Source organism: Microcystis panniformis FACHB-1757 (genome assembly GCF_001264245.1).
In the GTDB taxonomy this organism is placed as follows: Bacteria; Cyanobacteriota; Cyanobacteriia; order Cyanobacteriales; family Microcystaceae; genus Microcystis; species Microcystis panniformis.
Genome location: NZ_CP011339.1, coordinates 2106832 through 2118410 on the forward strand (window position 1 = coordinate 2106832; position 11579 = coordinate 2118410).

The window sequence follows — 11579 nt, forward strand, 5'->3', positions numbered from 1 at the left end:
GATAGCGTAACACACCGATTTAATGATAGAGGTGGTGCGTTACGGCGGCTTGTTAATTTTGGTTTTTTGACGGAATTGATAGCCGACTAACGCACCCTACACCTTAGACACTTAGATAAAGAAATTACTCACTGGAATGCTCCCTAAAGCTGGTAAAGTGCCAGTAAATCCGGTGATATTTATTAATAAATCATTGCTGGATTGGAAGCCATCTGTGCTATCATTAATAACGAGGTAAGTTCCAGCGATCGCACCGGTTGTTACCTGCACTAAGGCGGCACTATTAACCCCTAATCCTTGATTACCTGTAGTCGCTCCATTGGCATCAGTAAATACCTGATTGACTAAATTCTGTAAAGTGGTGACAGTGCTATTAGCAGCACGACTGAAACTACTAGGCGCACTCGTGGCAGTTCCACCTTGAGTTAATAAGTCAATTTTATCACTATTGATGGCAAAATCTGTGATACGATCGCTTGTTGATATGGTAGATTGGCCAAATTGGAAGATGAAAGTATCTGCACCTAAACCACCGGTTAAGGTATCGATTCCCGCACGTCCATTGATTTGATTATTGCCACTATTTCCAGTGATTTTATTGTTACCAGCGTTACCTGTACCATTAATATTATTAGTGCCAATTAGTCTGAGATTTTCCACATTGTTGGGTAAGGTGCGAGTAATTGCGCTTTGTAGGGTGTCAGTAATAATTACCTGTCCAATTGCTTCGTCGGGATTAACGGTAGCATTAACCGGATTGGAGAGGGTGACGGTGAAGACTTCATCAGGTTCATTGAGGTTATCATTGAGGAGGGGAATGCTAATAGTAGCGGTGGAAGTATTAGGTGCAATGGTGAGGGTTCCTGTCTGGCTAGTGTAATCTACATTGGCGGTAGCGTTAATGGGTGCAGTAGTATAATTGACGGTAATTTGTTGCGGATTGGGATTATCAACCGTGACGGTGAGGATGGCATTATTATCTTTACCTTCCACTACGGTGATGTCGTTGATGGAGAGTTGCGAGGTGACACTGGTATCATCATTGGTAATTGTCCCCGTGGCTGCGTTAGGAGTACCTACTGTATAACCTGTCCCCGCAGCGAGGGTTAAAATGACAGTTTCATCACTTTCTACTATTGTGTCAGCAGTGGAATCAACGGTTACGGTAGCAATCGCAGAATTAGCCTCGAAGATAACGGTTGTAGGAAGCAAAGTGTAATCGGTTCCGTTGGTTGCTGTCCCACCAATACTATAGTTAACCGTTAAGGGATTAGTTGTATCTCCTGTACGAATGAAGATATAGATGAGATTACTTGTCCCGTCTTCAGTAACACTACTAGGAGAAATCGCAAGAGTAATACTAGGAAGTATGAGATCATCATTCGTAATTGTCCCCGTAACTGGAGTAGTCGTACCTATCGTATAATCAGTCCCCGCAGTGAGGGTTAAAGCGACGGTTTCATCCGCTTCAACAGTAGTATCAGCAGTCGGGTCAACTGTTACAGTCGCAGTTGTAAAATTAGCCTCGAAGGTGACACTGGTAGGAAGCAAAGTGTAATCGGTTCCGTTGGTTGCTGTCCCACCAATACTATAGTTAACCGTTAAAGCATTACTTGTTACTCCGGTACGAGTGAAGATGTAGATGAGATTACTTGTCCCGTCTTCAGTAACACTACTAGGAGCAACCGCAAGAGTCACACTGGTATCGTCATTGAGAATTGTTCCCTGTCCCTGATTATCGGCTAAGGTGACGTTACGACCATTGGTTTGTAAATTACTCAGATTAACGAAGAAAGTCTCGTTACTTTCAACTTGGTTATCGCCATTAACAGCAACAGTAATCGTCTTAGAAGTCTCACCAGCATTGAAGATTAAGGGAGTAGTAGCAATCGCCGTATAATCGTTATCCGCTGTGGTAGCGGTTCCATCGGCTGTGGCGTAATTAACCGTTACTGCTGTATCAACTGCATTAGAAAGAGTGACAGTAAATACTGCATTAGTCGTCCCGCTATTTCCTTCGGTAATTGTGACATCACTAATCGCAATCGATGCGCTGTCATCATTGGTAATCGTACCTTGACCTTGATTATCAGCTAAGATGACATTACTGCCATTGGCTTGTAAATTGCTGAGATTGAGGAAAAATGTCTCATTGAGTTCAACTTGGTTATCGCCATTAACTGCAACTGTAATCGTTTTAGAAGTTTCTCCCGGATTGAAGGTTAAGGTGGTGGGAGGAATAGCAGTGTAATCGGTTCCGGCGGTGGCTGTACCGTTAGCGGTGGCATAATTGACGCTCACAACGGTACTAGCAGCACTAGAAAGGCTCACGGTAAAGACCGCGTTAGTGGTGCCGCTATTGCCTTCGGTAAGGGTAACATCGTTGATAGTAAGAGAAATTGCGGGTTGAGAAACATCGGTAATGGTGACGGTGGCGGTGGGGTCGGCATTGAGGAGGACTGAGATGTTGTTGCCGTATCGGTTCGCTGTTGCCAAGTCGGATTTGCCGTCGCCGTTGAAGTCCCCTACCGTCACGGACCAGGGACTAATCCCCACGGTAAAGTTAGTGGCGGTGCCGAAACTGCCCGTACCGGTTCCCAATAGCACCGAGACGGTGCTGCTACCAGTGTTCGCCACAGCCAAATCGGATTTGCCGTCGCCGTTGAAGTCTCCTACTGCCACGGACACGGGTTCACTCCCCACGGAAAAGTTGGTAGCGGGTCCAAAACTGCCCGTGCCGGTTCCTAATAGCACCGATACGTTGTTGCCGTTAGCGTTCGCCGTAGCCAAATCGGATTTGCCGTCGCCGTTGAAGTCCCCTACCGTCACGGAAAAGAGACCACTCCCCACAGAAAAGTTAGTGGGCGTGCCAAAACTGCCCGTGCCGGTTCCTAATAGCACTGAGACGTTGTTGTCCAAAATGTTCGCCGTAGCCAAATCGGATTTGCCGTCGCCGTTGAAGTCCCCTACTGTCACGGAAAGGGGATTAATCCCCACAGAAAAGTTAGTGGCGGGTCCAAAACTGCCCGTGCCAGTTCCTAATAGCACTGAGACGTTGTTGTCCAAAATGTTCGCTGTTGCCAAGTCGGATTTGCCGTCGCCGTTGAAGTCCCCTACCGTCACGGACCAGGGACTAATCCCCACGGTAAAGTTAGTGGCGGTGCCGAAACTGCCCGTACCGGTTCCCAATAGCACCGAGACGGTGCTGCTACCAGTGTTCGCCACAGCCAAATCGGATTTGCCGTCGCCGTTGAAGTCCCCTACCGTCACGGACCAGGGACTAATCCCCACGGTAAAGTTAGTGGCGGTGCCGAAACTGCCCGTACCGGTTCCCAATAGCACCGAGACGGTGCTGCTACCAGTGTTCGCCACAGCCAAATCGGATTTGCCGTCGCCGTTGAAGTCCCCTACCGTCACGGAACGGGGACGATTCCCCACGGAAAAGTTAGTAGCAGGATTAAAGCTGGCGCTAGAGTTGGCACCAAGGATGTAGTCTCCCCCCGATGTCAGGTTGACTTTGACGGTTTCGTTGGGGTCATTTACTGCATCGGATACGGCGACCACGTTGAGGGTAGCGGTGGTGGCTCCAGCAGCGATGGTGAAGGTGTTGGCGGTTACTGCGGTGATATTTGTGCCAGCAGTGAGGGAATAGTCGGCGAGAATGGTGGCGGTACTGCCAGTGGTGTTGAAGTTGACCACTATCCCACCCGTGGGCGCGGGGGTGTCTAGGGTGATGATAAAGTTGCCGACGGTTCCCCCTTCTACGGGGTTGGTGCCGGGGGCGATGGTAATTTTCGGGGTGGTATTGAGGATGACTGAGACGTTGTTGCTGTTAAAGTTCGCCGTTGTCAAGTCAGATTTGCCGTCGCCGTTGAAGTCTCCCACCGTCACGGAACGGGGACTACTCCCCACAGTAAAGTTAGTGGCGGGTCCAAAACTGCCCGTGCCGGTTCCTAATAGCACCGATACGTTGTTGCTGGACAAGTTCGCTACAGCCAAATCGGATTTGCCGTCGCTGTTGAAGTCCCCTACTGTCATGGACAAGGGACCATTCCCCACGGAAAAGTTGGTGGCGGTGCCAAAACTGCCTGTGCCGGTTCCTAATAGCACCGATACGTTGTTGCCGTGCAAGTTCGCTGTTGCCAAATCGGATTTGCCGTCACCGTTGAAGTCTCCTACCGTCACGGAAAAGGGACGACTCCCCACGGAAAAGTCAGTGGCGGTGCCAAAACTGCCTGTACCGGTTCCTAATAGCACTGAGACGGTGCTGCTGAAATAGTTCGCCACAGCCAAATCGGATTTGCCGTCGCCGTTGAAGTCTCCTACCGTCACGGAAGCGGGACCATTCCCCACGGTAAAGTTAGTAGCAGTACCGAAACTGCCCGTGCCGGTTCCTAATAACACTGAGACGTTGCTGCTGAAATAGTTCGCCACAGCCAAATCGGATTTGCCGTCGCCGTTGAAGTCCCCTACCGTCACGGAAAAGGGACGACTCCCCACGGAAAAGTCAGTGGCGGGTCCAAAACTGCCCGTGCCGGTTCCTAATAGCACCGAGACGTTGTTGCCGTACAAGTTCGCTGTTGCCAAATCGGATTTGCCGTCGCCGTTGAAGTCCCCTACTGTCACGGAATAGGGAGCAGTCCCCACGGAAAAGTTAGTGGCGGTGCCGAAACTGCCCGTGCCGGTTCCTAATAGCACCGAGACGTTGTTGCTGAAAGCGTTCGCCGTAGCCAAATCGGATTTGCCGTCGCCGTTGAAGTCCCCTACTGTCACGGAACGGGGAAAAATACCCACGGAAAAGTTAGTAGGGGTACTAAATGCCATTTCCACACTAATCGCTTGCCCATCAACGGTAATAGTCGCCGCGTCATTTTCTCCTTGAATCGCCGCGATTTGCTCCCCTGTCAGCACTTCCCCCCGCACCAGCGCCGAAAATAACTGCCCCTCATCCCCCGGCGTGTCGCTGCTGTTGATTTGCGCGTCGATAAAATGCCCAATTTCTTCTAATAACACCGCGCTGAGGGTGGTAGCGTCCCCCGAATCAATCAGGGTTTGAGAAATATAAATCTTATTGGTACTGCTGGAATATGCGCCGAAAATCCCTGAATTGCCAAGGTTTTTAACTGTAATAGGGGGAAGTTGACTAAAATCTCGACTTTGCCACTGCTGTCGTAATTGCGTCGCTTTAACCACATCATAACTTGTGCCAAAAGCAGTTTCTAAATTTGCCCAAAAACCATCAGATTGAGCGAAATCGAACAAAATATCGTAAACAGCAGGAAGGCTCGGCAACAGGGTAGAAGTCATGACATTGAACGCAAAAGACGACTGGTGCTATTTTATACCATTTTTCTTTATTCGTGTCCCTCATCCCCTTGCCCCTCTCCCTTTCTGAGATAGGGATTGGGGGTGAGGGCAATTAACCATCTCTGCCATTACTTTAGAAAAATGGTATTATGCAAAAAATCGCCAATCTTTCAAGGGTGCTATGACAAAAATTAACATTTATACAAGAAAACGGGTTTCTAAATAGGCGTTTGCAGAAACCCGTTTTCTAAAGAAGTTCTAGGATTGGATTCTTGCGAAAGACTGCTTAAATTCTGCGAGAGAATTAGCGGTAGCTGCTAATTTAACAATCTCTTGTAATGTAGATAGTACCGAAACTTTATTCAGGTATTGTTCCACATCTAAAGTAACTTCACCTAAGCGAGCTTGCAAAACTGTTTTGACAAAATCACGAGCATTTTCTAACGCGCCAATTTCCTTACCAATTTCCTTACCGCGTTCGATTCCTCGTAACTCCATATTACTCATTAAAGGCATGGTTCTTTCCTCCTCAAATTGTTTGATTTTACTCTCTAAACTTGACTGTAATTCAGGGGATAAAGTCATCATATTGTCGATGATTTCAAACAGTTTAATTATCTGTTCCCTCTCGAACTCCTTTTCATATAATCCCCTGATTAACCTCCACTTCCACTGTTCCCGTTCTGGCAGCTTCCCAGTAGTCGCTTTTGTTTTCAGGTGTGCCATGGCGATTATAGCAAAGGGATTGCTACTTGTTTCCAATTAGTCACTGATAACTGATAACTGATAACTGATAACTGAATAGAGTTTGTCAGCGAAACGTTTTTTTGTCCTTGCTGAAGCGGTAATCCGTTTGAGTTCTTTTTCTAGGGATTCAGGAATTTTTGTCCAATCAATCAATTGGTGAACTTCAGGAAAAAAGAAGTATAAAAACGCTTCAAAATACTCGGTTAATGCTTCTTTCCAGGGTTCATCATAATTGGCGGTTGTTGGGTTCATTATGACAATTTTAGTGGGTGATGGACAAAAGGCGATCGCTAACATAAGAACTAAGCAGTTAAAGTATTTAACCAATTGATTAAATCTTCAACCGTAGAGAAGTCGAATAAAGCTTCTCTCTCACAAGTCCAGAAAACGGGTTTCTCGAAGAAACCCGTTTTCTAAATAGAAACCCCTTTTCTAAGTTGAGATTGCTTCTGCACCTTTTTCTGATTTTTCTTGCCAAGTACCGTGAAACCCCGGAGGGATAACACTGGGTAATTGCAGACAGCAAAGGGGTTCTTTTTCTAGCTGCTGACTATCATAGATTCTCACTTGGCTGCTGTGATTATTGCCGTCGTAAACCACGACGATTAACCATCCCGTTTCTGGAGATAAACCATCGGAGACAAAAATCGGTTCACTTCCATAACAGTTATTTTCTAGATAAGCAATAGTTAACTTACCTGTGGAGTGATTATAACAAGCGGGAAGTCCGATAATTTCCCGACGAATATCGCTATCGGGACGATGGACAGCTAAAAAAGTATTTTGCCATTTTTGTCCCACCAGCTGCGGGGAAACCACGGGAAAATCACAGCTTAAATCCGAGAGAATTTCCTGATTAATCACTTTTGCTGATAGGGGATTAATAGTGATACTTGCTAATTTTCCGATGGCTAAGGTTTCGGTTTCACCCGTGGGAACTTCTTTTAAAAATTGATTAGTTTTAAAGTCATCATAACGGACAAAAACAATTTCAAGATTGCCTTGGTCACTCACACAACCATTAGCGAAGTGCCATTGAAACCATGAATCTGTAACACTTTCACTGACTAATTGCAGAGAATCTCGATCAAAAATTAGTATTCTTGTTCCTAATTCTGGCTGCCACTGCATAGCATCACTAAAAGTTTTAAATCCCAACAGTATCGATAATTTATCCGCTTTTATCGGTGGAACGAAAAAGACGAGATACTGTCCTGCTAAAACAAAGTCATGCAGCAGAGACAATCTATCTAACTCAAAAGTATTTTTCTGGATAATTTCACCAGTGGAGTCAGACTTATAGAGATTTAAACTAACTTTGGCACTGATTGTCACCCCGAAATTAAAAATCTCTCCTCTGGACAAATCTAGCTTAGGATGAGCGGAAAAAGTTTCCTTTGCTTGTAAGCTAGATAAATTATCTAAACCTAGGGTTTCTAAAGATTGTAAATCTAATTTATGGGGAAAACCCCCTTCCCAGAGAGCTAATAATTTATCGGGTAAAGCTAACACCGAGGTATTAGCGGCATTTTTTACCTCTTTTCCCCAATTATTCCAAAAGAAGCCGGGGGCATTCATGCCATAATTAGGAAATAAATATTGATTAGCGGCACTTTCTTGCTGATAACCGGCAGTCTGAACATAACGATAGGTGGCACTGGCTCCCTTATCATGAAAATGTACAGCTAAAACTGCCCCATCTCCGTCAAACCAATGACCAACTTTTTGCTTACCTCTTTCTAATCTCCCCGGACCATTGCGATAGAGACTACCCCGCAATCCATCGGGAATTTTCCCCGATAATAGGGTTAATTGGGTTTCAGAAAATTCCACTGCTGGTTTTTCTAAAGATTTTGCCCAAGCTTTCATAGATTTGCTTTTTTAGTGATTACATAATTGAGTATAGCCCTAGACTAGGTTCAATGACAATAATTTCGGCAGTTTACCAGTTAATTAGTATTCGTCACAACCGATAAATTATATCATTATAAAGTATCGGGATCAATTCCCAGAGAACGGATATATTCAGCTAAACGTTCAGCTTTAAGACGCTCCTGTTCTAATTGTAAACTTGCTTCTTCAGCTTTAAGACGCTCTTGTTCTAACCTTTGAGATAACTCGATAGAACTTAAAAATTTCTGACCATCTAAACCATAAATTTCTAACCCCTTTTCTGTCAAATCAAATCGGATACTTAACCGAGGACTAACCCATCCCTTAATCTCAGGTATAGAACTTAATAGTCCTTCCTGTCTCAACCATCCTTGAAAATTATGAGAATCGGGATCATAAAGATAGTATTCTTCCACTCCATAACGTTGATAAAACAGGAGTTTTCGCTCCATTTCTTCTAAGCTATTAGAAGGGGAGAGAATTTCAAAAACCACTTGAGGAGCGATATTATCTTCTTGCCATTGTTTATAGGAACCCCTTCTTCCTTTCGGACGACCAAATACTACCATAACATCGGGAGCAACCGGTCCGGTAATTTTCTTATCTTGGACGGGATACCAGAGCAGATCCCCGGCAATAAAAACCTGAGGAGAATTAGCAAAAAGAATCTCAAGATTTTCTTTAATTTTAACGATCCATTCGTATTGTTCGGTATTATCGGCCATGGGTTTACCGTCACTGTCGGGGTATTCAATATCTGGATCAATAGCTGGTGTAAAGGTCATAATTTCTGCTCCTTTAAATATTCATAAGGTATCGGGATCAATTCCTAGAGAACGGATATATTCAGCTAAACGTTCAGCTTTAAGACGCTCTTGTTCTAACCTTTGAGATAACTCAAGAGAAGTTAAAAATTTCTGACCATCTAAACCATAAATTTCTAACCCATCTTCTCTCAAATCAAATCGGATATTTAACCGAGGACTAACCCATCCCTTAATCTCAGGTATAGAACTTAATAGTCCTTCCTGTCTCAACCATCCTTGAAAATTATGAGAATCGGGATCATAAAGATAGTATTCTTCCACTCCATAACGTTGATAAAACAGTAGTTTTCGTTCCATTTCTTCTAAGCTATTAGAAGGGGAGAGAATTTCAAAAACCACTTGAGGAGCGATATTATCTTCTTGCCATTGTTTATAGGAACCCCGTCTTCCTTTCGGACGACCAAATACTACCATAACATCGGGAGCAACTGGTCCAGTAATTTTCTTATCTTGGACGGGATACCAGAGCAGATCCCCGGCAATAAAAACCTGAGGAGAATTAGCAAAAAGAATCTCAAGATTTTCTTTAATTTTAACGATCCATTCGTATTGTTCGGTATTATCGGCCATGGGTTTACCGTCACTGTCGGGGTATTCAATATCTGGATCAATAGCTGGTGTAAAGGTCATAATTTCTGCTCCTTGAAATATTCATAAAGTATCGGGATTAATTCCTAGAGAACGGATATATTCAGCTAAACGTTCAGCTTTAAGACGCTCTTGTTCTAATTGTAACCTTGCTTGTTCAGCTTTAAGACGCTCTTGTTCTAATTGTAACCTTGCTTGTTCAGCTTTAAGACGCTCTTGTTCCAATTGTAACCTTGCTTGTTCAGCTTTTTGAGATAACTCGATAGAACTTAAAAATTTCTGACCATCTAAACTATAAATTTCTAACCCATCTTCTCTCAAATCAAATCGGATATTTAACCGAGGACTAACCCATCCCTTAATCTCAGGTATAGAACTTAATAGTCCTTCCTGTCTTAACCATCCTTGAAAATTATGAGAATCGGGATCATAAAGATAGTATTCTTCCACTCCATAACGTTGATAAAAGAGTAGTTTTCGCTCCATTTCTTCTAAGCTATTAGAAGGTGAAAGAATTTCAAAGACCACTTGAGGAGCGATATTATCTTCTTGCCATTGTTTATAGGAACCCCTTCTTCCTTTCGGACGACCAAATACTACCATAACATCGGGAGCAACCGGTCCGGTAATTTTCTTATCTTGGACGGGATACCAGAGCAGATCCCCGGCAATAAAAACGTTAGGAGAAGTGGCAAAAAGAATCTCAAGATTTTCTTTGATTTTAACGATCCATTCGTATTGTTCGGTATTATCGGCCATGGGTTTACCGTCACTGTCGGGGTATTCAATATCTGGATCAATAGCTGGTGTAAAGGTCATAATTTCTGCTCCTTGAAATATTCATAAAGTATCGGGATTAATTCCTAGAGAACGGATATATTCGGCTAAACGTTCAGCTTTTTGAGATAACTCGATAGAACTTAAAAATTTTTGACCATCTAAACTATAAATTTCTAACCCATCTTCTCTCAAATCAAATCGGATATTTAACCGAGGACTAACCCATCCCTTAATCTCAGGTATAGAACTTAATAGTCCTTCCTGTCTTAACCATCCTTGAAAATTATGAGAATCGGGATCATAAAGATAGTATTCTTCCACTCCATAACGTTGATAAAACAGGAGTTTTCGCTCCATTTCTTCTAAGCTATTAGAAGGTGAAAGAATTTCAAAGACCACTTGAGGAGCGATATTATCTTCTTGCCATTGTTTATAGGAACCCCTTCTTCCTTTCGGACGACCAAATACTACCATAACATCGGGAGCAACCGGTCCGGTAATTTTCTTATCTTGGACGGGATACCAGAGCAGATCCCCGGCAATAAAAACGTTAGGAGAAGTGGCAAAAAGAATCTCAAGATTTTCTTTGATTTTAACGATCCATTCGTATTGTTCGGTATTATCGGCCATGGGTTTACCGTCACTGTCGGGGTATTCAATATCTGGATCAATAGCTGGTGTAAAGGTCATAATTTCTGCTCCGAGGTTATTTGTCTGAAAATTAAATTCTAGCAGCGACGTTATCTTTCCCCTCTAGTCCCAAAATAACATCGCCAATAAGGTTGATCAAAATGTTTGTGTACTTTTGTTAAAAAGAAAAAGTTTTTTTGACAAAAAGAACAACTTGTGCCAGTGAATAAATCTCTAACTTGGCAAAAATTCCCCAGACTAGAAGCTGATCGAGGATAGCGATCGAGCGTTATAATCGAGCCATTACCCCGCGCTCCCGGTCGGGATGAGAAATCTATGATGACCGCTCTCTACGAAGAAGATTTTGTTCTCTGGACGGAAAAAACCGCCGAACTGTTAAAGCGAAAAGAGTTTGACCGGGTGGACTGGGAAAACCTGATCGAAGAGGTGGAGTGTATGGGAAAAAGCGACAGACGGGCTGTAGAGAGTTTGTTAACTCAATTATTAATCCATCTCCTGAAACTATCCTATTGGGAATCGGAAAAAGAACGGAATGCCCGTCATTGGCTCGAAGAAATCGCCAATTTTAGGGTTCAATTGGAAAGAAAGGTAGATAGTCCGACTCTCGCCAATCATCTGCGGGACACTTTCGAGACAGCCTACTCTGATGCCAGAAAATCCCTGATTAACGCGCGGATAGTCGATAAAAATGCGATTCCCCTAGAGTCTATATTCACTCTCCAACAGGTATTAGACGGGGACTGGTTCCCGATCGATATCGAACCTTTTTTGGAAACCCGTCCATAA

General features: G+C 43.9%; 9 protein-coding genes and 1 pseudogene. 1 reads left to right on the forward strand and 9 read right to left on the reverse strand.

The window, feature by feature from the left end; all coding sequences use genetic code 11:
• Positions 1-111 precede the first annotated feature (111 nt).
• The 9 genes and pseudogenes from VL20_RS10140 to VL20_RS10175 form a co-directional block, all read right to left on the reverse strand.
• A complete protein-coding gene (locus VL20_RS10140; protein WP_052276427.1) occupies positions 112-5307 on the reverse strand; it encodes a beta strand repeat-containing protein in 5196 nt (1731 codons plus the stop codon).
• A 258-nt stretch (positions 5308-5565) separates the two neighbouring features.
• On the reverse strand, positions 5566-6033 hold the full coding sequence (locus tag VL20_RS33735) for a hypothetical protein (protein ID WP_052278432.1): 468 nt from the start codon (positions 6031-6033) through the stop codon (positions 5566-5568).
• Between the two features lie 36 nt (positions 6034-6069).
• Positions 6070-6306 carry a hypothetical protein gene (locus tag VL20_RS33740; RefSeq protein ID WP_052278433.1) on the reverse strand — a complete coding sequence of 79 codons (237 nt, stop codon included), beginning with the start codon at positions 6304-6306 and terminating at the stop codon, positions 6070-6072.
• 50 nt (positions 6307-6356) lie between these two features.
• Positions 6357-6422 (reverse strand): annotated as a pseudogene (locus tag VL20_RS33745) (DUF4351 domain-containing protein); the annotation flags it as partial.
• Positions 6423-6486: 64 nt separating this feature from the next.
• Entirely contained in the window at positions 6487-7923 is a 1437-nt protein-coding gene (locus VL20_RS10155; RefSeq protein WP_052276428.1) for a carotenoid oxygenase family protein, read from the reverse strand.
• Between the two features lie 116 nt (positions 7924-8039).
• The gene (locus VL20_RS10160) at positions 8040-8732 is read right to left on the reverse strand and encodes a Uma2 family endonuclease (RefSeq protein WP_052276429.1); all 693 of its coding nucleotides are present in this window, start codon (positions 8730-8732) and stop codon (positions 8040-8042) included.
• Between the two features lie 21 nt (positions 8733-8753).
• On the reverse strand, positions 8754-9404 hold the full coding sequence (locus tag VL20_RS10165; RefSeq protein ID WP_052276430.1) for a Uma2 family endonuclease: 651 nt from the start codon (positions 9402-9404) through the stop codon (positions 8754-8756).
• Positions 9405-9425: 21 nt separating this feature from the next.
• On the reverse strand, positions 9426-10181 hold the full coding sequence (locus VL20_RS10170) for a Uma2 family endonuclease (RefSeq protein ID WP_052276431.1): 756 nt from the start codon (positions 10179-10181) through the stop codon (positions 9426-9428).
• A gap of 21 nt (positions 10182-10202) precedes the next feature.
• Complete coding sequence (locus tag VL20_RS10175; RefSeq protein WP_052276432.1) at positions 10203-10832, reverse strand: Uma2 family endonuclease; 630 nt, start codon at positions 10830-10832, stop codon at positions 10203-10205.
• A gap of 276 nt (positions 10833-11108) precedes the next feature.
• Here VL20_RS10175 and VL20_RS10180 point away from each other — a divergent pair, with 276 nt between their 5' ends.
• Positions 11109-11579, forward strand: a complete 471-nt coding sequence (locus VL20_RS10180; protein WP_052276433.1) for a DUF29 domain-containing protein — start codon at positions 11109-11111, stop codon at positions 11577-11579.

Excerpts from the sequence above, each read along its gene's own strand:
- VL20_RS10165 (WP_052276430.1), bottom strand. The coding sequence starts at position 9,404 with ATGACCTTTACACCAGCTATTGATCCAGATATTGAATACCCCGACAGT.
- VL20_RS33740 (WP_052278433.1), bottom strand. The coding sequence starts at position 6,306 with ATGAACCCAACAACCGCCAATTATGATGAACCCTGGAAAGAAGCATTA.
- VL20_RS10170 (WP_052276431.1), bottom strand. The coding sequence starts at position 10,181 with ATGACCTTTACACCAGCTATTGATCCAGATATTGAATACCCCGACAGT.
- VL20_RS10175 (WP_052276432.1), bottom strand. The coding sequence starts at position 10,832 with ATGACCTTTACACCAGCTATTGATCCAGATATTGAATACCCCGACAGT.
- VL20_RS10140 (WP_052276427.1), bottom strand. The coding sequence starts at position 5,307 with ATGACTTCTACCCTGTTGCCGAGCCTTCCTGCTGTTTACGATATTTTG.
- VL20_RS33735 (WP_052278432.1), bottom strand. The coding sequence starts at position 6,033 with ATGGCACACCTGAAAACAAAAGCGACTACTGGGAAGCTGCCAGAACGG.
- VL20_RS10155 (WP_052276428.1), bottom strand. The coding sequence starts at position 7,923 with ATGAAAGCTTGGGCAAAATCTTTAGAAAAACCAGCAGTGGAATTTTCT.
- VL20_RS10160 (WP_052276429.1), bottom strand. The coding sequence starts at position 8,732 with ATGACCTTTACACCAGCTATTGATCCAGATATTGAATACCCCGACAGT.
- VL20_RS10180 (WP_052276433.1), top strand. The coding sequence starts at position 11,109 with ATGATGACCGCTCTCTACGAAGAAGATTTTGTTCTCTGGACGGAAAAA.